The sequence below is a fragment of the Parvularcula dongshanensis genome, assembly GCF_014199615.1.
GTDB classification, from domain to species: Bacteria; Pseudomonadota; Alphaproteobacteria; order Caulobacterales; family Parvularculaceae; genus Parvularcula; species Parvularcula dongshanensis.
In genome coordinates, this window is sequence record NZ_JACHOB010000001.1 from 69,497 (window position 1) to 92,306 (window position 22,810).

General features: G+C 70.5%; 20 protein-coding genes. 9 read left to right on the top strand and 11 right to left on the bottom strand.

Annotated elements, in window-relative coordinates; translation table 11 throughout:
* Positions 1–10 precede the first annotated feature (10 nt).
* Positions 11–1,063 (bottom strand): tRNA (adenosine(37)-N6)-threonylcarbamoyltransferase complex transferase subunit TsaD, encoded by a 1,053-nt coding sequence (tsaD, locus tag GGQ59_RS00285; protein ID WP_183814753.1) that lies wholly within the window; start codon positions 1,061–1,063, stop codon positions 11–13.
* A 60-nt stretch (positions 1,064–1,123) separates the two neighbouring features.
* Here tsaD and hemC point away from each other — a divergent pair, with 60 nt between their 5' ends.
* The 4 genes from hemC to GGQ59_RS00305 all read left to right on the top strand — a co-directional run bounded on the left by hemC (position 1,124) and on the right by GGQ59_RS00305 (position 6,236).
* Positions 1,124–2,098, top strand: a complete 975-nt coding sequence (gene hemC / locus GGQ59_RS00290; protein ID WP_183814755.1) for a hydroxymethylbilane synthase — start codon at positions 1,124–1,126, stop codon at positions 2,096–2,098.
* A gap of 50 nt (positions 2,099–2,148) precedes the next feature.
* Positions 2,149–2,796 (top strand): uroporphyrinogen-III synthase, encoded by a 648-nt coding sequence (locus GGQ59_RS00295; protein WP_183814757.1) that lies wholly within the window; start codon positions 2,149–2,151, stop codon positions 2,794–2,796.
* A 92-nt stretch (positions 2,797–2,888) separates the two neighbouring features.
* Complete coding sequence (locus GGQ59_RS00300; RefSeq protein WP_183814759.1) at positions 2,889–4,721, top strand: mitofilin family membrane protein; 1,833 nt, start codon at positions 2,889–2,891, stop codon at positions 4,719–4,721.
* A gap of 9 nt (positions 4,722–4,730) precedes the next feature.
* Positions 4,731–6,236, top strand: a complete 1,506-nt coding sequence (locus GGQ59_RS00305) for a heme biosynthesis protein HemY (protein WP_183814761.1) — start codon at positions 4,731–4,733, stop codon at positions 6,234–6,236.
* 75 nt (positions 6,237–6,311) lie between these two features.
* Here GGQ59_RS00305 and trxA read toward each other — a convergent pair whose 3' ends face one another.
* From trxA to tsaE, 6 genes are all read right to left on the bottom strand, one after another.
* Complete coding sequence (gene trxA / locus GGQ59_RS00310) at positions 6,312–6,662, bottom strand: thioredoxin (protein ID WP_183814763.1); 351 nt, start codon at positions 6,660–6,662, stop codon at positions 6,312–6,314.
* 61 nt (positions 6,663–6,723) lie between these two features.
* Positions 6,724–10,242, bottom strand: coding sequence for a double-strand break repair helicase AddA (gene addA, locus GGQ59_RS00315; protein ID WP_183814765.1), 3,519 nt, complete (start codon positions 10,240–10,242; stop codon positions 6,724–6,726).
* Positions 10,235–13,285, bottom strand: coding sequence for a double-strand break repair protein AddB (addB, locus tag GGQ59_RS00320; protein ID WP_183814767.1), 3,051 nt, complete (start codon positions 13,283–13,285; stop codon positions 10,235–10,237). Before addB ends, addA begins: the two co-directional genes overlap by 8 nt.
* Positions 13,286–13,288: 3 nt before the next feature.
* Positions 13,289–13,984, bottom strand: coding sequence for a nucleotidyltransferase family protein (locus tag GGQ59_RS00325; RefSeq protein ID WP_221400807.1), 696 nt, complete (start codon positions 13,982–13,984; stop codon positions 13,289–13,291).
* Positions 13,977–15,035, bottom strand: a complete 1,059-nt coding sequence (locus GGQ59_RS00330; protein ID WP_183814769.1) for an aminoglycoside phosphotransferase family protein — start codon at positions 15,033–15,035, stop codon at positions 13,977–13,979. The genes GGQ59_RS00325 and GGQ59_RS00330 overlap by 8 nt, the downstream gene beginning before the upstream one ends.
* Positions 15,035–15,454: a tRNA (adenosine(37)-N6)-threonylcarbamoyltransferase complex ATPase subunit type 1 TsaE gene (gene tsaE / locus GGQ59_RS00335; RefSeq protein ID WP_183814771.1), complete on the bottom strand. Its 420-nt coding sequence runs from the start codon at positions 15,452–15,454 to the stop codon at positions 15,035–15,037. Before tsaE ends, GGQ59_RS00330 begins: the two co-directional genes overlap by 1 nt.
* 47 nt (positions 15,455–15,501) lie before the next feature.
* Between tsaE and GGQ59_RS00340 the strand changes: the two genes are divergently transcribed.
* Positions 15,502–15,822, top strand: a complete 321-nt coding sequence (locus tag GGQ59_RS00340) for a 2Fe-2S iron-sulfur cluster-binding protein (RefSeq protein WP_183814773.1) — start codon at positions 15,502–15,504, stop codon at positions 15,820–15,822.
* Positions 15,823–15,838: 16 nt separating this feature from the next.
* Here GGQ59_RS00340 and hemA read toward each other — a convergent pair whose 3' ends face one another.
* Positions 15,839–17,059, bottom strand: a complete 1,221-nt coding sequence (hemA, locus tag GGQ59_RS00345) for a 5-aminolevulinate synthase (protein ID WP_183814775.1) — start codon at positions 17,057–17,059, stop codon at positions 15,839–15,841.
* 135 nt (positions 17,060–17,194) lie between these two features.
* The gene (gene ldtR, locus GGQ59_RS00350; RefSeq protein ID WP_183816618.1) at positions 17,195–17,701 is read right to left on the bottom strand and encodes a transcriptional regulator LdtR; all 507 of its coding nucleotides are present in this window, start codon (positions 17,699–17,701) and stop codon (positions 17,195–17,197) included.
* 110 nt (positions 17,702–17,811) lie between these two features.
* Here ldtR and hemB point away from each other — a divergent pair, with 110 nt between their 5' ends.
* Positions 17,812–18,822 carry a porphobilinogen synthase gene (hemB, locus tag GGQ59_RS00355; protein WP_183814777.1) on the top strand — a complete coding sequence of 337 codons (1,011 nt, stop codon included), beginning with the start codon at positions 17,812–17,814 and terminating at the stop codon, positions 18,820–18,822.
* Here the strand turns inward: hemB and GGQ59_RS00360 are convergent.
* On the bottom strand, positions 18,803–19,297 hold the full coding sequence (locus GGQ59_RS00360; protein ID WP_183814779.1) for a flavin reductase family protein: 495 nt from the start codon (positions 19,295–19,297) through the stop codon (positions 18,803–18,805). The two genes, hemB and GGQ59_RS00360, sit on opposite strands and share 20 nt — an antisense overlap.
* Positions 19,298–19,342: 45 nt before the next feature.
* Positions 19,343–20,788, bottom strand: a complete 1,446-nt coding sequence (locus tag GGQ59_RS00365) for a penicillin-binding protein activator (RefSeq protein ID WP_183814781.1) — start codon at positions 20,786–20,788, stop codon at positions 19,343–19,345.
* 126 nt (positions 20,789–20,914) lie between these two features.
* Here GGQ59_RS00365 and rsmI point away from each other — a divergent pair, with 126 nt between their 5' ends.
* The 3 genes from rsmI to GGQ59_RS00380 all read left to right on the top strand — a co-directional run bounded on the left by rsmI (position 20,915) and on the right by GGQ59_RS00380 (position 22,757).
* Positions 20,915–21,781, top strand: a complete 867-nt coding sequence (gene rsmI / locus GGQ59_RS00370) for a 16S rRNA (cytidine(1402)-2'-O)-methyltransferase (protein WP_183814783.1) — start codon at positions 20,915–20,917, stop codon at positions 21,779–21,781.
* Entirely contained in the window at positions 21,778–22,134 is a 357-nt protein-coding gene (locus GGQ59_RS00375; RefSeq protein WP_183814785.1) for a YraN family protein, read from the top strand. The genes rsmI and GGQ59_RS00375 overlap by 4 nt, the downstream gene beginning before the upstream one ends.
* Positions 22,135–22,205: 71 nt before the next feature.
* On the top strand, positions 22,206–22,757 hold the full coding sequence (locus GGQ59_RS00380; RefSeq protein WP_183814787.1) for a BON domain-containing protein: 552 nt from the start codon (positions 22,206–22,208) through the stop codon (positions 22,755–22,757).
* The last annotated feature ends 53 nt before the right edge of the window (positions 22,758–22,810 follow it).

Sequence of the window (22,810 nt, forward strand, 5' to 3'; positions counted from 1 at the left end):
TCCGTCTCCTTCAGGCCTTGGGGCCCTTTCGTCCGCCGCCGATGCCGGCCACGTCCTCGTCGAGTGGCCAGCGTGGACGCGGCGCCGTGCCGAGCGCGTCCTCGGAGGGGTCCACATAGGCGCCCGCCAGCGCGATCATCGCGGCGTTGTCCGTGCAGTAGCGCAAGGACGGCACGGTCAGCGACCAGCCACGCTTCTCGACCAACGTGCCGAGCCGTTCTCGCAGGTGCGCGTTCGCGGCGACGCCCCCCGCCGCGACGAGCCGGGTCGTCCGCGCGGGCGACATCATCATCGCGGCCTCGGTCTGCCGGACGAGGTGGTCCGCCGCGCCCGCTTGGAAACTCGCGGCCAGGTCGCGAAGGTCGCCGTCCGACAGGGGCGCCAGGCCCTCCGCCGTCTGGCGCACCGCCGTCTTCATGCCCGAAAAGGAAAAGTCGCAGCCCGGACGCCCCAAGAGCGGCCGCGGCATGCGGAACCGCCTGGCGTTTCCGCCCTCGCCCGCGCGCTGCACGCCAGCCCCGCCGCCCGATAGCCCGAGCAGCTTCGCCGTCTTGTCGAAGGCTTCGCCCGCCGCATCGTCGATCGTGGTGCCGAGGCGGCGGAACGCGTCCGGCCCCTCGACCAAGAGGAGCTGACTGTGACCGCCTGAGACGAGGAGCAAGAGGTAGGGGAAGGCGACCTCCGCCTCGAGGAGGACGGAGAGCGCGTGCCCTGCGAGGTGGTTCACGGGCACGAGCGGTACGCCGAGTGCCAGGGCGAGGCCCTTTCCTACGGTCAGCCCCGCCATCACGCCGCCGACGAGGCCGGGCCCGGCGGTGGCGGCGATCCGATCGAGTTCGCCATAGCTCACGCCTGCTTGTTCGACCGCTCTGTCCACGACCTCGTCCAGACGTTCGGCGTGGGCGCGCGCGGCGATCTCGGGCACGACGCCGCCGTAAGGGGCATGCGCCTCGTCCTGGCCGAGCGCGACGGAGGACAGCACCTCGGCACGCGCGCCTTCCCCCGCCCGCACCACGGCGGCGGCGGTGTCGTCGCAGCTGCTCTCGATGCCGAGGATCAGCATGGTGTTGCGCCTCTCATGGGGCGCCCCTAGCACGCCTTTCGTAGCTGGGACCCCCTCGCCTTGTCCGATCGCCCCTACCTCCGCATCGCGACCCGTAGATCGCCCCTCGCCGTGGCGCAGGGCGAGATGGTGCGCGCCCGCCTCGCTGCGGCGTTGGGGGTGGACGCGGCGGCGGCGGAAGAGGCCTTCCCGATCCTCACCTTCGTGACGACCGGCGACCGCCAGCAGACCGGCAGCCTCGCCGAGATCGGCGGCAAGGGCCTCTTCGTCAAAGAGATCGAGATGGCGCTCCTGACGAAGGAAGCCGACATCGCGGTCCACTCGATGAAGGACCTGCCCGCCGAGATGCCGACCGGCCTCATCCAGGCCGCGACGCCGCCCCGGGACGATCCCCGCGACGCGTTCTTGAGCCCTGGCGGCGGCACGCTCGACGACCTGCCGCAGGGTGCGCGCGTCGGCACCAGCTCCGTCCGGCGCGCAGCGCAGGCCCTGCGGCGGCGCCCGGACCTCTCGATCGTGGAGATGCGGGGCAACGTGCAGACCCGGCTCGGCAAGCTCGAAGCAGGCGCCGCCGACGGCACCTTCCTCGCCGAGGCGGGCCTCGTCCGGCTCGGGCGGACCGACGTCGTCCGCCGCGTGCTCGAGCCGGACGTCATGCTTCCCGCCCTCGGCCAAGGTGTCCTCTGCGTCCAGTCGCGCGAGGACGACGAAGCGGCGCGGGCCGCCTGCGGCGCGATCAACGACGTGCCGACCGAACTCGCCACCGCCGCCGAGCGGGCCTTCGTCGCGGCGCTCGACGGCTCATGCCGCACGCCCATGGCCGGCCTCGCCCAGGTGCGGGGCGGCAAGCTGCACTTCGAGGCGCAGATCCTGACGCTCGACGGGAAACGAGCCATGCGCCGCGAGCGGACCATCGCGCTTCATGGCCGCGACCATGACGACTGCCTCCTCGACGCCATCGCCGCCGGTGCCGAGATGGCGCAGGAGTTGGCCGAGGAAGCAGGCCCCCTTCTCGTAGAGATGCTGTCGCGGTGAGAACCGTCCTCGTCACTCGGCCGCAACCCGACGCGGACCGAGCCGCCGAAATGGTTCGCCGCGCCGGCCTTGCGCCGGTCGTGGCGCCTTTAATGACGATCCGGATGCGCCCGGAGGCGCTTCTCGACGCGCCGCCCGCCGATGTTCTCGCCTTCACCTCGGCCAACGGCGTGCGCGCCTACGCGGCCGCAGGCGGCGGCGCGCTCCCCGTCTACGCCGTCGGCGCCGCCTCCGCCGCCGCCGCCCGCAAGGCCGGCTTGCCGATCGCCGGCGTCGCCGAAGGCGACGTTGCCTCCCTCGCCGCGCTGATCGCACGGGCTCGGCCCGGCCGCGTCCTGCACGTGTCCGGCGTCCAAGCCGCAGGCGACCTGGCAGCGAGCCTCACGCAGGCGGGCGTCTCCGCGAGCCGCGCCGTCCTCTACGAAGCCGCCCCCGCCCTCACGCTTCCGCGCGCCGCGACGACCGCGATCAGGGACGGCCTCGCCTTCGTTCTTCTCTACTCTCCCCGCTCCGCGCGTCTGCTCGCCCGTCTGGTCGAGGAGGCAGGAATTCGGAGCGGCCTCTCGGCGACCCGCTGCGTAGCGCTGAGCGCGGCGGTGGCCGAGGCCGCGCGATCCTTGCCCTTCGCGGACGTGATCGTCCCGCCGACGCCAGACGACAGCGGCTTCGTTGACATCCTTTCGGGCGCATCTTCATAACCGAAGGGAGGGGCGGCGATCCGCCCGACCTGATTCCCAGCGCCGTGGCAGGCCCCTTGCTGCCTTCGGGCGCTCACCCCGCGAGGATTCGAATGGCCGGCAAGAACACGCTCGACACGTCTGAGAACGAGAACGAAGAGGCGATCGACACGACGGACACTTCGCCCTCTCCGGCGACGTCCGATCCCGAAGCCGTCGATGCCGAGATCGTCGATGACGAGCCCGTCGCGGCGGAGCCTGTCACCGCCGAACCCGTCGAGCCCGAAGCGATGACGACCGACGAGCCGCAGGCCGCGCGGAAGGCCAAGCCGCGCGGCGCCGGACGGGTATGGACGACGCTCGTCCTCCTCCTCGTCATCGCCGGCGCCGTGTTCTGGCTGCTCTTCGAGACGCAGAACGACGGCACGAGGCTAGCGGGCGGCGAGGCCGACCCCGCCACCGCCACCGAGACCCGCCCCTTCCCAGGCAACGAGCTCGACGCGCAGACCGATCGCCCGATCACAGCGCGGGCTGCGCCGGGCACGCGCGAGGCCGCTTCGCGGGCGGACGCTGCCGCTGGAGCGGCCGCTGCGGATAGCGATCCCAACTTCTTCGCCGCGCCCACGACCGAAGAAGGGCCGGCCGCCCCGGCGCGCACCGAACAGGCCGAAGCGCCGACGGACCGTCAGAACGCGCTGATCGCGCGGGCTGCAGAGCGGAACCGCGCGCGCCGCCAGGCCCGCGAGGCCGCGGCGCAGGACACCGGCGGAAGCGACGCGGCCGCTGAAGGGGCCCCCGAACCTCAAGGCTCGGCGCCGCAGGAGGAACGGTCCGCCGCTGCCGCCCCGCGCGAAGATACGCCCGAGCCCGCCGAGACCGTCGCGGAGGCGGAGCGCCAGACCGGCGACGACGATCCCAACTTCTTCCCCCCGGCATCACCGGCCGAACAAGAAGAGCCGACCGAAGAGCAGACTGAGGCGTTCACCCAGGACGAGGCGCCCGCTCAGGTCCCGGATTCTGACGAGATCCAGAGCGCCGAGACCGCGCCTGCCGAAGACGGAACGACTGAGGCCGAGCCCGAACAAGCGCGGCAGAGCGCTCCCCGCCCAACCGGCCAGGTTGCGCCGCTGGCAGGCGGCGACGCCGTAAGCGAGCAGCCCGAGGCCGAACGAGACGAAGGCCCGCAAGCCATTCAGCCCCGCCCGGCCGTGGTCGCGAGCGGCCAGGACTTCGACGAGCGCATCGACGAAGTCCGTCAGGACCTGCGGCAGGACGTGCTGGCCGAAGCCCAGACCGTGATCCGCAACGCGATCGCCGAGACCGAAGCCGAGGTCGAGCGCCTCCGCGCTGCGCTGAGCGAGCAGGACCAACGCTCCAACCAACGCATCGCGCAGCTTCAAGACCGGCTCGAAGTCCTTCAGAGCCGCGACGCCTCCGCTTCGCAGCAAGGTGTCCTCGTGCTCGCGCTGTCGAACCTCGGAAGCCAAGTCGAGCAGGGCAACCCGTTCGCCCGCCAACTCGCCGACGTCGAACGGCTGGCGCCGAATGCGCAGTCGCTTCGGATGGCTCGGCCCTACGCCGCAGAGGGCCTGCCGACCGAGCAGGAGCTGCGCGAGCGCTTCTCGACGACAGCGCGTGAAGCGCTCTCCAGCGTAAGGCGCGGCGATGCCGAGGGCGTGCTCGGCCGCCTTTGGGCCAACGTCACCGCCCTGTTCACCGTCCGCGAGGTCGGCGAGGTCGAGGGCGACGCGCCCTCCGCCGTGATCTCCCGCGCCGAGGTGGACCTCGACGCCGGGGACTTGGAAGGCGCGCTCGAAGAGCTCTCCGCCCTCGAAGGCCCCGCCCGGGACGCCTTCGCGCCCTGGATCGAGGATGCTCAGGCCAGGGTCGAGGTTCAAAGCCGGATCGACGCGCTAGAACGCGCGGCGCTCGGCCAGCGCGGCTAAGGAAACGCGATGCTGCGCATCTTCCTCTACCTGGTCGCGGTCGCCCTGGTCGCGTTCACCGCGATCTGGGTCATGGGCATCGAGGGCTTCACCGAAGTCCGGATCGGTAGCCGATCGATCTCGGGCTCGACCGCGGCGTTCATCGGCCTTCTCATGTTCGCCGGTGTCCTCCTGATCTTCGGGACCACCATCGTCTCGGCGCTCGCGGGGTTGCCGACACGGCTCCGCCGCCGGCGCCAGGCCAAGCAGCAGACGCGCGGCATGGTGGCGCTCACCCGCGGCCTCGAAGCGGTCGCGGCCGGCGACGCCGAGGACGCGCAGCGCAACGCCCTCCTCGCCCAGCGCAACCTCGAGCAGCCCGCCCTGACCCGCCTCCTCACGGCGCAGGCCGCACAACTGGCGGGCGACGACCAGACGGCACGCGAGAGCTACGCCGCCATGTTGGAAGCGCCCGAGACCGAATTCCTCGGGCTGCGTGGTCTTTATCTCCAGGCCATGGCGCGCGGCGACAAGGACGAGGCCAAGGCCTATGCCGACCGGGCCTTCCGCCTGCGTCCCGGCGCGCCCTGGGCCTTCGACAGCGTCTACCGCCTGAGCCTCGAACGGGGCGGCTGGGGCGACGCGCGCGAGGCGCTGCTGCTCGCGGGCAAGCACGGCACGCAGACCGGTGCCGATGCCGCGCGTAAGGAGGCCGCTCTCCTGACCGCTGGCGCCTACGCCGCGAAGGACTCCGGGGACCGGGAGGGCGCGAAGCGCGACGCCGAGGCCGCACTCAAGAAGGCCCCTGGCTTTGCGCCCGCCGCCGTTCTCGCCGCCCGCGAAGAGGCGGCGAACGGCAAGCGGAACCGAGCGCTGAAGACGCTCGACGCGGCCTGGGCTGCCGCGCCGCACCGCGCCATCGCGCGGACGATGACGGACATCCTGGCGGACCAGTCTCCTCAGAAGCGGGCGGCGAGGCTGCGCAAGCTCGCCGCGCAGAACGAAGGCCACGCCGAGAGCCGCCTCCTCCTCGCCGAGCAGCACGTCATCCTCGGCGAGTACGCTCAGGCACAGGAGCTGCTGCTGCCGCTCCTCAAGGACCGCCCGACCGCGCATACCTTCGCGGTTATGGCCGACGCCGTGGAAGGTCAGCACGGAAAGGCGGCCGCGGAGCCCTGGCTCGAACGTGCGGCCGAAGCACCGCGCGACCCGAGCCTCGGTGCGGACGGCACCTTCTCGCTGACCACCGAAGGCTGGCGCCGCCTCGTCGAAGAGTATGGCGACCATGCCCGCCTCGCGCCGCCGCCGCTCGAGGTCGTGAACACCGCACTCAGCGAAGACGACCTCTTGTTCCTCACCGCCCCCCCCGCATCGGAGGAAGCCGAGGAACCGGCGCAGCCGACCGAAGGCGAAGCCGAGACGAAGGCGCCGGAGCCGGCCTACCCGGTGATCGTCAGCGACGCCGATCCGTCCGAAGAGGCGGCGTCGCCGGACGTCTCGTCGGCGGACAAGGTCGCTGCCGCCCGCCGCGTCTGACGCTGCCATCCGGTCGTAGATAGACGAAGGCCCCGGACGTTCCGTCCGGGGCCTTCGTTTGCGGAGGAAGAAGCCTCAAGCGGTTTGGCGGTCCGGTCCGGCGTTCTCGAGCGTCTGCTTGACCCAGGCTTCGAGCTGGCTCTTCGGTGCGGCACCGACCTTGGTCGCGATCGGCTCGCCGTCCTTGAAGATCATCAGGGTCGGCACGCCCCGCACGCCGTACTGACCGGGGGTGTTCGGGTTGTCGTCGATGTCGACCTTGGCGACCTCGATCTTGCCTTCCATGTCACCGGCGATGTCTTCGAGCGCGGGCGCGATCTGCTTACAGGGGCCGCACCAGGTCGCCCAGAAGTCGACGAGCACCAAGCCGGACGCATCGAGCACGTCCGTGCCAAAGCTGTCGTCGGTCACGGTCTTCACTGCCATGACGAATCCTTTCTTCGTTCGAGCCATGATCTAGGAGGGAGTCCCCAACGTGCAACGGCCATCACGCTAAGGTCGCCGTCAGGAGTTCTGACGGGACCGGCATGAGGCGGGGCGCGTATGTCCAAAGGAGCGCCGTGCGGACCGCGCGGCCCGGATAGACCTTCTCTATCAGCGCGGCGTAGGCGCCGAGCTGGGCGAGATAGGCGGGCGCGACGTCCTCGACCCGCTCGGGCGGCGGGCGGTTCGACTTGAAGTCGACGATCAGGACTTCCGTCTCGGTGACGAGCAGGCGGTCGATTTGGCCCGCATAGAGCTTGCCCCCGACCCGCCCCTGCACCGGCACTTCGGCCCGGCTGCCCGCCCCGAAGACGGCCGCGAAGGCCGGGTCTTCCAGAACGGCGAGGGCCTCGGAGAGCCAGACTTCCCGCTCGGCGTCGGCGGCAGAGGCCGCATCGCGTGCCAGGAGCTGACGGCCGACGGCGCGCCGGCGCTCAGGGGCGACTTCCGGCAGGCGTTCGAGGAGGTGGTGCAGCGCGGTGCCTCGCAGATAGGGACTCGCCGCCTGGCCGGGCACGCGCGGCGGGTAGGCGGGCGTGTCGTCCGCCTCCCCCTCGGCGCCGAGCCGCGACGGCGCGACGACGCGCTCTGCCCTTTCCGCCGGCGCCGGGTCGTGCAGCCAGGCGGGCGGCGCCACTTCAGGCGCCACGACTGCCGGTCGCTCTTTCGCTTCTCCGTGACTGCCATGCTCGTAGACGAGGATCGTTCCGCCCCAGCCCGCCTCGCGCGTGCGCTGATGGTGCTGCGGCAGCTTGCCGAAGGCGTGCGTCGCGAGGGCGTGCCAGTCGCACTCGTCGAGCGGCGCGTCGTCCTTCCGGCCCCGCCGGTCCGTGCCGCAGACGTAGAGGCGCTCGGCCGCCCGGGTCGCGGCGACGTAGAAGAGGCGCCGATACTCCTCGCGCCGCCGTCCATCGGCGTGGTCGCGCGCCGCGAGGTAGCCTCGCGTCGCGTCCTCCTTGCGCGGGCAGCAGACGAGGCAGCCGGGCTCCGGCCGGAAGGTGCCGTTCTCGACGTTGCCGAGTTCGACGAGCGGGTTCCGGCGGAACGCCGAGCCCGTATCCTTGAGGTCGACGGCGTCGGCGAGGATGACGATCGGTGCTTGAAGGCCCTTGGCGCCGTGGACCGTCATCACGCGGACGGCGTCGCCAGCGGCGCCTTGTTCCTTCTTGACCTCGCCGTCCGCGCGCTCGACGTGGCCCAGGAAACCCGCGACCGTGCGCGGGTGCTTGAGCTCCCAGTCGAGCGCTTCGTTCAGAAGCTCCTCGACCGCTTCGTCGGAGACGTGGCCCAGGCGCCGCGCGATCCGCTGGCGCCCGGTCGGCGCGCCGCGTTCGAGGACGCAGGAGAGGAGCGCGAAGGCGCCGCGTTCCTGACCGGCCCGCCTTGCAGCGTTAATTTCTTCCGCCGCTAGGCGGCACTTCGCAGCGAGCTTGTCCGCGCCCTCTGCCTTCTCGCGTACGACCGTCCAGAGCCGCTTCGGTCCGCGTCCGTAGGCGAGCGCGAAGAGTTCGTCCTCCGTGACGTTCCAGAACGGCGACTTGAGGACCTCCGCGAGGCTGAGGCAGTCGCCCTCATTGGCGCAGAAGCGCATGAGGGCGAGGAGGTCGCGGACCGCCACGTCGTCCTTCATCCGCACCTTGTCGGCGCCCTCCGCAGGGATGCGGTGCGCGGCGAGCGCGCGGACGATCTCTTGGAACTGTGGCCCACGGGTTTGGCATAGAATCAGGACGTCGCCCGGGGCGACCTTGCGGCGGGGGTTCGCGAGTTCCTCCGTGCCGATCCACGACTTGATCTCGGTACAGATCGCCTCGGCGAGGACGCGGCGCGGATCGGCCACGCCGACCTCGTCCACCGGGGCTGCCCAGGCCTCGCCCGTCTCCTTGTCGGGGCGGACGATGGGCGGCCAAAGCTCGACCCGCCCGTGAAGGACGGGATGGCGGCTCTCGTGCCGCTCGTACTCGGTCCCGACAAGCGGTTTGCCCTCTCCGTCGAGCATCGCCGCATCCACGAACTCGAGGACCGGGCGTGTGGAGCGGAAGGACAAGAACAAGGACGCGTCGTTGAAGCGGTGCCCCTCCGGCGTGCGGGTTTTGAGCGCGGCGCGCTTCTCTTCGAAGAGGTCGGCGTCCGCGCCCTGGAAGCTGTAGATCGACTGCTTCTCGTCGCCGACGACGAACAGCGTGCGGACGGCGTCGCCCGCGCCCTCGCCTACGAAGAACTCCTCCGTCAGTCGCTCGATCACCGCCCATTGGAGGGCGCCCGTGTCCTGCGCTTCGTCGAGGAGGACGTGCGCGATCCCTTGGTCGAGCTTGTAGAGCACCCAGGCGTTCGACGTACCGTCGATGAGCCGCACGGTACGTTCGATCAGGTCGTCGAAGTCGAGAAGGCCGCCTTGCGCCTTCACGCCGGCATAACGCCGCGCGACCTCGGCGCCGAGGCGATGGAGCGCGGCGTTGACTTGGCAGAAGCGAAGGGCCGTGCGCGCCTCGCGCGCCTCCGCCACGGCGTCGGCGAAGCGGTCCCAGCCCTCCTCGAAACCGGCGACCAGCTTCCGCGAGGGTGCGTCGCCGGGGTAGCCCTTTCGCCGCTCTCCGGCTTGCGTGAAGACAAGCAGTTCGCAGGCCGAAAGCGTCAACGCGCCCGTCTCGAGGACCGGGGCGAGCGCTTCCGAGAGCGCCAGAGCCGTCTTCTGGCGCGTCGCGAAGACCCCGCACACCTCTCGCAGGAAGGCGACGTCGCAGGTCTCACTCAAGCGCCGATCGAAGCTTTCCTCCGTCTCGTGACCGTCAAGTCCATGCCGGCCGTGCAGCGCTCTGACGAAGCCGTCGAGTCCGCCCGCCTCGGCGTGCGCGTCCGCGAGCCGCCCCCTCTTGCTCGCGAGGTCGGAGAGGACGCCGTAGAGCCCCTTCTGAAACCGCCCCGCACTCGCGTCGTAGACCGCGCCGAGCGTGTCGAAGGCCGATAGGAGGATCGGGTCCTCCGCCAGCGCCTCCTCGGCGAGGCCGTCGACGATCGCTTCGAGCCGCGCAGCCGCCTCGGCTTCCTCGAGGACGGTGAAGCCGGGCAGAAGTCCGGCTTCGGCCGGAAAGCGGCGCAGCACGCTCTCGCAGAAGGAGTGGATCGTCTGGATCTTGAGGCCGCCCGGCGTCTCGAGCGCGCGGGCGAAGAGGCGGCGGGCCGCCGCGAGGCGCCCCTCGGGCAGCGCGTCCGCCGCGGCGATGCCGACGACGCCCGCAAGGCTCGCTCGGAGCTCTTCGTCGGGCATGAGCGCCCAGGCGCCCAGCGTGTGGAAGAGCCGGTCCGCCATCTCGGCGGCGGCGGCCTTGGTGTAGGTGATGCAGACGATCCGCGCGGGCGCGACCTCCTCAAGGAGGAGGCGCGTCACTCGTTGGATCAGGACGTGGGTCTTGCCGGAGCCCGCGTTCGCGGAGACCCAGGCGGACGCCGCCGGGTCCGACACGGCGAGCTGGATCGCGAGCGTGCTCGAAAGCGGGTCCTTGGGCCCATCGAAGCCGTCAGCCATCGGCGCCCTCCTCGGCCTCGGCAGCCGCCCACTCGCCCCGGCGGGCGAGGTGGTCGTAGTCGCCATAGTCCTTGGCCATGAAGGCGCGGGGCTTCGATTCGTACGGCGTCGCCTCGTTCGCGAAGTGGGCGAGCCAGGCGCGGAAACCGGCCTCCGCCTCTGCCAGGTGCTCCGCCAGCGCATCGTCCCAGGCGCCGTGATCCTTGGGGAACGGCTCCTTCGGCATGCGCGTCGGCAAGCTGTCGAGGTAGGCGATGCGGCGCGCCTCCAAGGGCCCGAGCTCCGTGAAGCCGCCCTCTTTCAGCATGAGCGCGGTGAGCGCGAGCTGGGGGTTGAAGAGCTTGGCCTGCCTCATCGTCGGCACCTGGCCGGTCTTGTAGTCGAAGATCGACGCCCGGCCGTCCTCGCCTAGATCGATTCGGTCCGCCCTGCCCCTAACGACGTACTCGACGCCCTCGACGGTTAGGCGCATCTCGCCTTCCACCTCCGCTTTGGCGAGTCGCCCCTCAGCGCGGGCAGCGGCGTCGAAGGCAGCGAAGGCTTCGAACCCCGTCCGCATGCGGGGCCGCCAGAGGGCACGGATCGAGACGGGCACGTGCCACTCCTCGAACAGTCCTTCTGCGAAACGCGTCAACGTGCCGGCGACGTCCGTCGGGCGCTCGTCGATCCAAGCCTTCGAGAAGCGCTCGAACACCGCGTGGTAGAACGTCCCCTTGAGCCCTGCGTCCAGCGGCCGTCCCGGCGCGTCGAGCGCCTTCAGGTCGAGCGTCCTCTTCGCGTAGATCGCGTAAGGGTCGCGCAGAAAGGTGTCGATCTCGGACAGGCTGAACGTCTTCGGCCGCGCCTCCAGCGGCGGACACGGACGGGGCTTCTCGCAAGGGGTGGGCGCACCGTCGTGACCGTGCAGGCCGGTGAGCGCGGCGCGAAGACGGGGCGCGTCGTCGATCGGCGCGAGGCCGTCCTCCGCGGCGAGGAAGCTCTCGAAACGGACCATCCAGCGCGACGGCTTCGCCGGGTTCCGGCCCGCCTTGGCGGAACGAGTGAGCCAGACACGGGGCGCCGCGGCGAGCTGGCTGAAGTCGTGGGCGGCACGCCCGATGATCATCTCGGGGCTTGGCAGTCCTAGGGCCTGTCGCATCGGGCGGGACAAGAAGGGATCGGTCCGCGCATCGTCCGGCCACACGCCTTCGTTGAGGCCAGCGAGGATGATCCTGTCCGCATGCTGAAGGCGGGCTTCGAGAAGGCCGAGGATCTGAAGCCGGGGGTGACCGCCCCGAGGCCGCACGACGGGACCGGAGGAGAGCGCGTCGAAGAGGTCGGGGTAGCCTCCAACCCCTTCGCCGAGGTCCGGCAGCACCGCCTCGTGCCGCAGGAGGGTCGAGAGGTGGACCGCCAGCGCTTCGCCGTCCTCGTAGCGCCACAGGCGTGCGTCGCCGCCCTCCTTCTCGGTCTCGCAAAGCCGCTGCGCGACCTCGATATGCGCTTGCAACCGGTCGCCCGGCGTACGGGCGGCGAGGAAGGGCGCGGCGGCGGCTTCGAGCCGGTCCACGAGCGCGAGCGCGCGGTCGCGTGCGTCCGCCCGCTCGTTCGGCACACGGCGCGCGTCGTCGCGGATCGCGCGGCGCAGCCCTTCGAAGCCCGGCCCCGGCCGCGCGCCACGCAGGCGCCGGTCGAGCGCCCGCGCGTCCGAGCCTGCCTGCCGCGCGGTCTCGCCCAGGCGACAGAGGTCGTGGACCGTGACGGCACGAAGCGCGACGGGATCGGACGGGTCGGCGAGCCAACGCGCGACCGCCCGAAGGAACGTGCCGCGGTAAGTGCCCGCGAGCGGCGTGCCGCCCGAATCGTCGACGCTGACGTCCCACCGCGCGAGCTTCGCCTGCACCCGGCGCGCGAGCACTCGGTCGGGGGTGACCAGGATCGCGGTCTCCTCCGGCGTCTCGAGCGTCTCGCGCAGGAGGAGGGCTATGAACTCAGCCTCCTCGTCCTCGGAGCGCGCAGTTGCGACCTTCATGCCGCCGGTCGCGATTCCGACGCCGCCGCCCTCGCGGAAGCGCTGCATCCGTCCGTACCAGTCATCGGTCGTCTCGGCGGGGCGCAGGACGAGGGAGAGGAAGCCGCGGCGCCGCGCGCCGCCCGCGTCCTCGGCCGCCGACGGCCACGCGGCGACGGCCTCCCTGTCGAGGCCATCGAAGGCGTTCGCGAGCAGCGCCTTGAAGAGCGCTTGGGGGTGGGGTGGCTCGATCTCGCTCCACGCCCGCTCGTCGAGATCCGCGTCGAGGCCCGGAAGGACGACGAGGCCGTTATCGAGCTCCGCGACCTTCGCCATGAAGCGGGCGGTGGCGGGAATGGTGCCGAGCGAGCCCGCGACGATCACCGGCCCCGGCGCCGCCGCGACGTGCTCCGTCAACGCGTCCATGACGTGGCGGCGCCGCGCGGCGCCGTCGATCCGCCCCTGCGCGGTGGTCCAGGCGGGCCAGACTTCGGTCACGACCTTCAGGAATTCGAGCGACTGCGCCCAGTGCGCCGCGCCTTGCGGCACGGCGTCGTCGTCCACGAGGGTGGCGAGCCGATCGAAGGGTACGCCTTCGGTGTGGAAGTCGTCGAGGAGCTTGCCGAGCTCGTCCGCCGCCGCGAGCGCCGCGGGCCAAGCGGGGACGGGATGCCCCTGCGCCTGGCGGGCCCGGCGCAGGAAGCGTGCGAGGACGAGGCGCCGCTCGATCCCCTCCGCAGCCGGGGGCAGTGACGCCTCGGCCTCCAAGGGTGCGCCGGTGACGAGCAAGTCTTCCTCGTCGACGTCACCGAGGGCGCGCAGGCGCGGCAGCAGCATCGCCCCCTCCCCGTCCGTATGATCGAGGAACGCCATGGTCAGCGCGCGGGTCGCGCGGCGGTTGGGCAGGAAGATCGTCAGGTCCGCGAGCGCAAGGGGGTCGTCCTTGTACGCATCGACGATCGGCCCGGCAAGCTCGCGCAGGAAGGGCCGCCCCGCGGGGATCGTGTAGAGCGCGGGCGTAGGCCGAAGGAGCATGTCGAGCGGCGTTCCCATCGCTCAGTTCCCCGTGAGGCGCGCCTCGGCCGCCGCGTGGCCCGCCGGGTCGCCGACATGCATCCAGAAGCCATCGTGGACGAGGCCGAAGAGCCGACCGTTCGCCATCGCCTCGTCCCAGAAGACGTGCGTCGATTGCGGCGCCGGTGTCCGTCCGGCCCAGAGGCGCGGGTGGATGATCTGAAGGCCCGTGAAGACGAGCTTGTCCCCGCCCTCCCAGGAGAGACGACCGTCCGTACCCAGGGCGAAGTCGCCTTTGCCTGCGTAGCCGGACGTGTTCGCGGTCGGCACGAGCAGAAGGAGCGCGTCCATCGCCGCGTCGTCCCAGGCGGCAGCAAGACGCGCCGCGCCCTCGCCTTCGAGGATCGCATCGGTATTGGTGCAGAAGACCGGGCCGTCCCCTAAAAGCCCGCTCGCCTGGATCAGCCCGCCGCCGGTTTCCATCAACTGCGCGCGCTCGTCCGAGAGGACGATCCGAGGCTCGTCGCGGCCCTGAAGGTGCGCCTCGACCTGGTCGGCGAGGTAGTGGACGTTCACGACGGCCCGCGAGGCCCCGCCCCGCGCGACCTCGTCCAGCGCGTAGTCGATCAGGGCGCGGCCCGCGACCTCGACCAGCGGCTTCGGCCGGTCCGGCGCGAGCGCGCGGATGCGGGTGCCGAGCCCGGCGGCGAGGACCATGGCCGTGCCGACCTCAGCCACGAACGACCTCCGGCAAGTAGCGCTCCGCCCACGCACGGACGGGTGCGAGCGGGGCCCGCGCGAGGTCCGTCTGGAAGTGCGCCCGGACGCGCGGCACGAAGGCGCCGTAGCGCGGCTTGCCGTCGCGAACCTGAAGCCGGGCGAAGATGCCGAGGATCTTCGCGTTCCGCTGCGCGGCGAGGATGGCGTAGTCGGTCTCGAACCGCTCGCGGTCCCCTTTTGAAAGCCGCTCGACGTAGCCTTGGTAGAGCGCCTGGGCGTGGCCAGGCGCGAGGTCGCGACGGGCGTCCTCGATCAAGCTCGCGAGGTCGTAAGCCGCAGAGCCGACGAGCGCGTCCTGGAAGTCGATGACGCCGACGCCCTCGCCTAGAACCAAGATGTTCTCGGCGTGGAAGTCGCGAAGGACCAGCGTGTCGCAGGGGCCGAGTTGCGAGAGCACTTCGCGCCAAGCGTTCTCATAGGCTTCGTCCGCGCCGTCCAGCAGCGCTTCGCCCGTCGCGTATGGGACGTACCATTCGGGCAGAAGCCGTGCCTCGGCGAGGAGGGCGGTCTCGTCATAGGTCTGAAGCGTCCAGGCGCCGATCGGACCCGGCTCGGCACCTGTGTCCCGCAGCGCATGCAGCACCTTGATCGAGCGGGCGTAGTGCGCGCGCTCCGCGGCGGGGTCAGCCGCTTCGACCGCGAGCAGCCTGTCGCCCATGTCCTCGATCACGGCGAAGCCGTGCTCTCGGTCGGCGGCGAAGACTTCCGGCGCGTGAACGCCTCGTTCGCGCAGCCAGCGGGCGACGTCCATGAAGGCCGAGAGGCTGGGACCCGCGAGCCTAGCCTCGGCGTTGTAGCCGAGCGCGGCGCGCTCTTCCGGCGTCGCGTCCGGCGGACATGCCGCGCTCTCCTCGGCGGGCGGCGCGTTCATCAGCAGGGCGGGCGACGGGCCGCCGCGCAGTCGGGCGTAGCTGCGGGTCGAGGCGTCGGCGGGCAGCGCGGTGCGCTCGCAGCCGGCCCAGTCCGTCTCTTCGAGGAACGCGTTCGCCAGCGCCTGTCTGTCCGCCATCAAGACCCTCGTCTCACCGTCCATTCGCGAGTGCCGTCGTCCAAGATTCGGCCCGTCAGAAGGAGGGCGTCCTTAGGCCAGAAGCTCTGGCCGAGGTCCGGCCACTCCACGAGCACGACGCCCGCCTCCAGCATGTCCTCGAGGCCGAGTTCCGCCAGTTCGGACGGGTCATTAAGGCGGTATAGGTCGAGGTGGTAAAGAGGCGGCCAGGTCTCATAAGGCTGGACGATCGCATAGGTCGGGCTCGGCACCTCCGGCCCGCCGCCCGCGGCCTCGATCAGGCCCCGCGCCAATGCTGTCTTTCCGGTCCCCATCGGCGCCTCGATCAGCACGCAGTCCGGCGTTCGCAGAGTTTTCCACAAGCGTGCGCCTAGCGCCTCGCTCGCCGCTTCGTCTTCGCACTTATGGGTTTCGGTCACGGGTCCGCCTCGCTAAGCCCCGGGGCGATTGGACGGCGGAGTAGAGCATGGTCAAGGTCACCTTCACCCTTCACGACGGCACGGTCCGCGAGGCCGAAGGCGAAGAGGGGCTGACCGTGATGGAGACGGCGGTCAGGAACGACGTGCCCGGCATCGACGCCGACTGCGGCGGCGCCTGTGCGTGCGCGACCTGCCACGTCTACGTCGACGAGGCCTGGACCGGGAAGGTCGGCGAGCCGAGCCCGATGGAGGACTCCATGCTCGACTTCGCCTCCGAGCGTGCGGACAACTCGCGCCTCTCCTGCCAGATCCGCCTCAGCGCAGCGCTCGATGGCCTCAAGGTCGCCGTCCCGGAGTTCCAAGGCTGACGACGAGGGCGACGTCTCAGGCCGCCGCTCGTTGAAGACCTCTTGCTTCCCAGATCCCTTCGAGCGCTTCGAGAAGCGCGTCCATGTGCGCATCCGTGTGAAGCGGCGTCGGGCTGAAGCGTAGGCGTTCGGTCCCCTTGGCGACGGTCGGGTAGTTGATCGGCTGCACGTAGATGCCGTGCTCTGTCAGGAGCTCGTCCGTGACCGCCTTGCAGGCGACCGGGTCGCCGACCATCAGCGGCACGATGTGGCTCGGGCTGTCCATGACCGGCAGGCCGGCCTCGGTGAGCCGCGCCTTGAGCGTGGCCGCGCGTTCCTGATGCCGGTCGCGTAAGCTCTGCTCCTCGCGGAGGATACGGACCGAGGCGAGCGCACCTGCGACGAGGACGGGCGAGAGCGCCGTCGTGAAGATGAAGGACGAGGCGTAGGAGCGGATCGCGTCGACCATGGCCGCGCTGCCGGCGATGTAGCCGCCCATCACGCCGATCGCCTTGCCGAGCGTTCCCTCGATGCAGTCTATGCGGTCGGCGACCCCCCTCTCCTGAGCGACGCCGCCGCCCTCGCCGTAGAGGCCGACGCCGTGCACCTCGTCGAGATAGGTCAGGGCGCCGTAGCGCTCCGCGAGGTCGGCGACCGCCTCGACCGGGCCGAAGTCGCCATCCATCGAGTAGACGCTCTCGAAGGCGATGATCTTGGGCACGTCGCGAGGCAGGCCGCGAAGCAGTTCTTCGAGGTGGTCCGTGTCGTTGTGCCGCCAGATCAGCTTTGAGCCGCGACCACCGCGGATGCCCGCGATCATGCTCGCATGGTTGAGCTCGTCCGACAGGATCACCGCGCCCGGCAGGAGCCGCGCGAGGGTCGAGAGGGTCGCTTCGTTCGAGATGTAGCCCGAAGTGAAGAGGAGCGCGGCCTCCTTGCCGTGCAGCGCCGCGAGCTCACGCTCGAGCGCGACGTGGAAGTGAGTCGTCCCCGCGATGTTGCGCGTACCGCCCGCCCCCGCGCCGACCCGGTCGAGCGCGTCGTGCATCGCCTCGAGGACGCGGGGGTCCTGGCCCATGCCGAGGTAGTCGTTGGAGCACCAGACGATGACGTCCTGTGCGGTGCCGTCGGCTAGGTAGCGCTTCGCGTTCGGAAAGGCGCCGCGTTCGCGTTCGAGGTCTGCGAAGACGCGGTAACGGCCCTCGGCACGCACGGCAGCGAGGGCGTCCTTGAAGACGCTATCGTAGTCGGTGGTCATGAGCGGGGCCTATCACGGGTTCCAGGACCCGGATACAAGCAAGACCGTCGGTATGGACGATTCTTGCGGTCGCGCGGCGAGTTGTCCTACCTATACTTGAGAATGGATCGCAAGTATAGGGGGTCGCCCCGCGTCTTAGAGCTGATAGCGGACCTGATCCGCCCAGAAGCGCTCGAGGCGTGAGAGCGTGATGTTCGTCCGCTCCATCATCTCGGCAGAGACGTCGCCGACCTTGTCGACCGAAGCGAGGTGCCGGTCGAAGAGACCCTCGATCTTCTCGCGAACGTGGGTTCCCTGATCGGTCAGCGACACGCGCACCGACCGCTTGTCGTGCTCTGAGCGCTGATGGCTGATGTAGCCGGCCTCGACGAGCTTCTTGAGGTTGTAGGACACGTTCGAGCCGAGGTAGTGCCCACGGCTGCGAAGCTCGCCAGCGGTCAGCTCGGCGTCGCCGATGTTATAGAGAAGCAGCGCCTGCACGGCGTTGATGTCCGATTGACCGACGCGGTCCAGCTCGTCCTTGATCACGTCGAGCAACTGCCGGTGCAGACGTTCGATGAGGGTCAGGAGCTTGAGATAGACCGTCTCCTTGTCCTCGATCACGTCATCGGCTGAATGAGCGACTCTCAACCCGTCCTGCATCAGCATGGGAAACCCCGGAAACTCGACTTCTTCGTGGCAACCTTAGGCACGACGAGTCTAAGGCAGAGTAAACCAAGGCAGAAAAAAGCCGACAAAACAGGCGTCTCAAGATGAAACACCCTTTCCCGGGACGACACCCCGCAACCCGTCCCCGCCGCCTCCGGCAAGAACCTTGGATCCGCGCCATGACGGCGGAGAGCCGCCTCGTGCCGGAAGACCTGATCCAGGCGGTGATCCTGCGCGAGGACGATGCCCCGGCCGGTCCGGTTCCGGCCATGCCCGGCATCGCCCGGGCGACCGCCGACGAAGCGGTCGAGATCGCGAGGAAGGCTTCCGCCCTCGGCCTGCCGGCCCTCGCGCTCTTTCCTCAGACGGGGCCCGAGCACCGGTCGGCCGAGGCGCAGCTCGCGCTCGATCCGGGCAACCTGATGTGCAGAGCCGCCCGGGCCATCAAGGCCGAAGCGCCCGGCATCGGCCTCATCGCCGACGTGGCGCTCGACCCCTACACCGATCACGGTCATGACGGGCTGCTGCGCGAGGGCGTCATCCTCAACGACGAGACCGTCGAGCTCTTGACCCGGCAGGCCCTCGTCCTGGCCGAGGCGGGCTACGATGTCCTGGCGCCATCGGACATGATGGACGGGCGCATCGCCGCGATCCGCACCGCGCTCGACGAGGGCGGCTACGCGGATCGGCTGATCCTCTCTTACGCCGTCAAGTACGCCTCGCGCTTCTACGGGCCCTACCGCGACGCCATCGGCTCGCGCGGCGTGCTGCAAGGCGACAAGCGGACCTATCAGATGGACCCGCGCAACGCCGAGGAAGGCCTGCGCGAGGTCGCGCTCGACGTCGCCGAAGGCGCGGACATGGTGATGGTGAAGCCTGGCCTTCCCTACCTCGACATGGTCGCGCGGGTGAAGGACGGCTTCGGCGTACCGACCGTCGCCTTCCAGGTCTCGGGCGAGTACGCGATGCTGGCCTGCGCGGCGGAGGCCGGCGCCTTCGACTTCGAGGCGGCGGGGCTGGAGGCGTTGGCCTGCTTCCGCAGGGCGGGGGCCGATGCGATCGTCAGCTACTACGCGATCCGGGCGGCCGAATGGCTCAGCGATCCCGCTCGGTGACGATGGGCCCTTCGAGGTACTGCCGCCCCGCATAGATCAGCGGGTGGCCGTCCCGGCTGTCGAAATGGACCACCCGGCCGATCAGCACGACGTGGTCGCCCGCGTCGTGCCGGTCCGCGACCTCGCAGTCGAAGCCGGCGATCCGTCCGCGCAGGAGCGGCGCGCCGGTCGCGTAGGTTTCGCCCTCCCCCTCCAGCAGGTCGTGCCGCCCCGGCGTCGCGAAGCGGTTGGAGGCCTCCGCCTGATCGGCGGCCAGGATGCTGACAGCGTAGTTGTCCGCCGCGTCGTAGGCCGCGAAGACGCTCGACTTCTTGTCGAGGCACCAAAGGACCAGCGTCGGCTCCAGCGAGACCGAGGTGAAGCTGTTCACCGTGATCGCGAGCGGCGCCCGTCCCGGCGGCGCGCAGGACACCACCGTCACGCCGGTCGGGTAACGGGCGAAAGCGTTCTTCTGCGCGCGGTAAGGGTCGGTCATCGGATCGCGGGTACAGGAAGCCGCGCCGGGCGCAAAGCCCGGCGCTTACAGCCCGCTTTCCGGCACGAAGCTGCGCGGCGCGGGGTCGACCACCGCGATGCCCGACGGCCGAATCTCCAAGATGGCGAGGCCCCGCTCGACCGTGCCGTCGGGCATCAGGCGGAAGAGGCCGTCCGCGCCTAGGAAACCGTTGGGGTTCGCGATCGTCTGCGGCGCGAAGCGCTCGCGCGGCGGCAGCTCCGACAGGCGCGCCGTCAGCAGCGCCGCGTCGTAGGCGAGGCTCGCGAGGCGCGGCGGGTTCTCGCCATAGGCTCGCTCGTAGCGCCGTTGGAAGCCTTCCGCGAGCGCGGGGTCGGGCGCCGCGAACCACCCCCCGTCGAGCGCAGGCTCGCGGGTCAGGAGCGGGTTGTTCCAGGAGGACACGCCGAGGAGCTTCACCTCCCGGATGTCGACGTCGTAGGTCGGAAGCCAGGGCGCGAGGGCGCGGAGGTAGCGGCCCTGCTCGGGCAGGAACACGGCCTGGAAACCGACCGTGGGATCGACGACTTCCTCGCCGTCCTCACCGATCGTACTCGCCTGTGGTTGCGCGTAGGGGTCCGTCCCGTAGGCGCCCTCCTCGTAAGGATCGGCGTAGGGATCGAAGGGCTCGTCGGCACCGTAGAAGCCACGATCCTCGTTCTCGGGCCTGCGGTCTTCGACCTGCTGTCCCGGCGGCGTCACGTATTGCGGCACGAACACCTTGGCTGCGTACTCCGACAGGCGGCGCGCGGGCTGCGCCATCGCGTCGAAGGTGCGCTCGTACCGCTCCGTGTGGACCAGCTCGCCGCCGCGCTCTTGAACCTCGTTCTGGAACGCGTTCGCGACCCGGTCGCCGAACTCGGTGTAGGGCGACATCATGCCGAAGCGGGCGTAGCCGTTCTCGATCGCGTAGTCGGTGACGCGGGCGACCTCGTCTTCCGGCGGGAAGCTGAGCAGGTACACGCCGTCGCCTGCGACCGCCGTGTCCGACGAGAAGGCGATCACCGGGATTTCGGAGGCGCGGGCAAGGGGCGCGATCGCCTCGACGCAGTCCGAGAAGAGAGGGCCCAGGATGATCTCGGCACCTTCCCGGATCGCCTCCTCGGCGACGGCGTAGGCGCCCTCCGCCGTGCCTTTGGTGTCCTTCGGGATGAGGAGGTAGCGGGCGTTGTCGCTTTCGAAGGCCACCATCTGCGCGGCCTTGAGCATCGCCTGCGCGACGGTCTCGACGTTGTCCGAGGTCGAGCTGAACGGCAGGAGGAGCGCGACGCGCACCACCTCGTCACGATCCTGCGTCGGCACGGTCGCGAAGACCTCTGGATCGACCTCCGGCCGCACGACCGGCCGATCGCCAGGACCGCCGCGCACCGGGGCGGGGTCCCGCCGCGGACCGGGGTTCGTCTGGCAAGCCGAGAGGGCCAGAAGCGCGAGCAGGGTCGTTCCTAGGCGGAAGCCGCCGAGCCGTCGGGTCATGGCATCCTCGATACGTCGTTCGCCGGACCATAGGGGGGTGACCCGCAGGCGACAATCAAAACGGGTGACAGCCGTTGACGGGCCGCTCGGTTCGGGTGACGCGGGGCCCGCTTTACCGAGGTAGATGTGACCGAGACGCCCCGCCGCCCTTCGGACGATCCGCTCGCGCCGGGTCTCTACGTGGCGGCGACGCCGATCGGAAACTTGGGCGACGCGAGCGCCCGCTTGCTGGACGTCCTGCGCCGAGCGGACGGCGTCTTGTGCGAGGACAGCCGCGTCACCGGCAAGCTGCTCTCCGCCTTCGGCATAGAGAACCGCCTTCAGCCCTATCACGACCATAACGGCGCTCGCGTCAGGCCGGGCGTGCTCGACAGGTTGCGCAGCGGCGCGGCCCTGGTCCTCGTCTCGGATGCGGGAACGCCGCTCGTCTCGGACCCCGGCTACAAGCTCGTGCGCGAGGTGCGGGCGGCGGGCCTACGCGTGCACGCCGTCCCCGGCCCCTCCGCCCCCCTCGCCGCGCTGATGGTGTCGGGGGCGCCGTCCGACCGCTTCAGCTTTCACGGATTCCTGCCCCGGACCCAGAAGGCCCGCCGAGACCTCTTCACGAGCCTGGGCGGGCGGGATGAGACGCTCCTCTTCTTCGAGACGGCGCCGCGACTCGCGAGCGCGCTTTCGGACCTCGCGGACGCGTTGGGGCCCCGCACGGTGTCGATCGCCCGCGAGCTGACCAAGCGCTACGAGGAGGTCGTCGAAGGCGAGGCGGCGGAACTGGCGGCCGCCTACGAGGCGGCACCCCCCAAGGGCGAGATCGTCCTGATCGTCCACCCCGCCGAAGCCGCCGCGCCGCCGGACGAGGAGAGCGTCGACCGGCAGCTGCGCGAGGCGCTGCGTACGCACCGGGTGAAGGACGCCGCCGCCTTCGTTGCGGAGGCGACGGGCCTGCCCCGCCGCGGCCTCTACGCCCGCGCGCAAGCTCTGAAGGACGAAGGGTGAACCGCCAGCGCGCCGAAGCTGCCGGGCGTAGGGCCGAGGCGCTGGCGGCTCTTCTTCTTCGCGCGAAGGGCTACCGCATCCTCGCGCGGCGTTGGCGGTGCGCCGCTGGAGAGATCGATCTCGTCGCGCGCCGAGGCCGAACGGTCGCCTTCGTCGAGGTGAAGGCGAGGCCGACGCGGACGGCGGCGCTCCTCGCGCTGACCGCGCAGGGCCGCAGACGAATCGAACGGGCCGCGACCGCCTATCAGGCCACGAGGCTGCGTGACCTCGGACTTCCCGTCCGCTTCGACCTCGTCAGCGTCGCGAACGGCCTGCCCCGTCATCATCCTGATCATTGGCGGCCAGGTAGCTGAGGCTCCGGCTTTCCTCGCTTCCGCCCCTCCCCTAGTGAGCCGATCCGGCCCCGTCACGAAAGGACCGCTCCATGCGTCTCGCTTCCTTGCTCGCCGCCCTCGCCGCGCTCTCCCTCACCGCCGGCTGCGTCCAGAACCGCTCGCTCGGCGACAGCTTCGGCGATGCCACCACGGACCTGAACCTGAAGCGGCAGCTTCTCACCGATCGGACCATCAAGACCGGCGACATCGACGCCTCGGTCTTCGAGGGTCGCCTACTTCTCACCGGCACCGTTCCGACCGAGGCCGACCACCAGGCCCTGCTGACGAAGGCCCGCAACCTCAGCGGCGTCCGCGAGGTGCTGGACGAGTTGCGGATCGGCCGGAAGACGACGATGCGGCAGGGTCTGACGGACGCCGCCATTGATCAGAAGCTCGGCGCCGCCCTTCTGACCGACAACGGCATCTACCGCGCGAACTATCAGATCGTGGTCAGCCAGGGGACGGTCTACCTGCTCGGCGTCGCGCAAGGACCGAACGAGCTCGAGCGCGTGACGAGCCACGCCGCCACGATCGACGGCGTCAACAACGTCGTCAGCCACGTTCTCTACGTGGGCGACCCTCGTCGCCGGACAGAGGGTTGAGGGGCGAGCCGCCTGCCTGCGGTGAGGAAGCCCCGTCCTCGCCATGCAACCGC

Coding starts and splice junctions, on each gene's coding strand:
- GGQ59_RS00365 (WP_183814781.1), bottom strand. CDS start 20,788: ATGACCCGACGGCTCGGCGGCTTCCGCCTAGGAACGACCCTGCTCGCG.
- trxA (WP_183814763.1), bottom strand. CDS start 6,662: ATGGCAGTGAAGACCGTGACCGACGACAGCTTTGGCACGGACGTGCTC.
- GGQ59_RS00305 (WP_183814761.1), top strand. CDS start 4,731: ATGCTGCGCATCTTCCTCTACCTGGTCGCGGTCGCCCTGGTCGCGTTC.
- ldtR (WP_183816618.1), bottom strand. CDS start 17,701: ATGCAGGACGGGTTGAGAGTCGCTCATTCAGCCGATGACGTGATCGAG.
- addA (WP_183814765.1), bottom strand. CDS start 10,242: ATGGCTGACGGCTTCGATGGGCCCAAGGACCCGCTTTCGAGCACGCTC.
- GGQ59_RS00300 (WP_183814759.1), top strand. CDS start 2,889: ATGGCCGGCAAGAACACGCTCGACACGTCTGAGAACGAGAACGAAGAG.
- GGQ59_RS00340 (WP_183814773.1), top strand. CDS start 15,502: ATGGTCAAGGTCACCTTCACCCTTCACGACGGCACGGTCCGCGAGGCC.
- GGQ59_RS00295 (WP_183814757.1), top strand. CDS start 2,149: ATGGTTCGCCGCGCCGGCCTTGCGCCGGTCGTGGCGCCTTTAATGACG.
- tsaD (WP_183814753.1), bottom strand. CDS start 1,063: ATGCTGATCCTCGGCATCGAGAGCAGCTGCGACGACACCGCCGCCGCC.
- addB (WP_183814767.1), bottom strand. CDS start 13,285: ATGGGAACGCCGCTCGACATGCTCCTTCGGCCTACGCCCGCGCTCTAC.
- hemA (WP_183814775.1), bottom strand. CDS start 17,059: ATGACCACCGACTACGATAGCGTCTTCAAGGACGCCCTCGCTGCCGTG.
- hemB (WP_183814777.1), top strand. CDS start 17,812: ATGAAACACCCTTTCCCGGGACGACACCCCGCAACCCGTCCCCGCCGC.
- GGQ59_RS00330 (WP_183814769.1), bottom strand. CDS start 15,035: ATGGCGGACAGACAGGCGCTGGCGAACGCGTTCCTCGAAGAGACGGAC.
- GGQ59_RS00380 (WP_183814787.1), top strand. CDS start 22,206: ATGCGTCTCGCTTCCTTGCTCGCCGCCCTCGCCGCGCTCTCCCTCACC.
- GGQ59_RS00360 (WP_183814779.1), bottom strand. CDS start 19,297: ATGACCGACCCTTACCGCGCGCAGAAGAACGCTTTCGCCCGTTACCCG.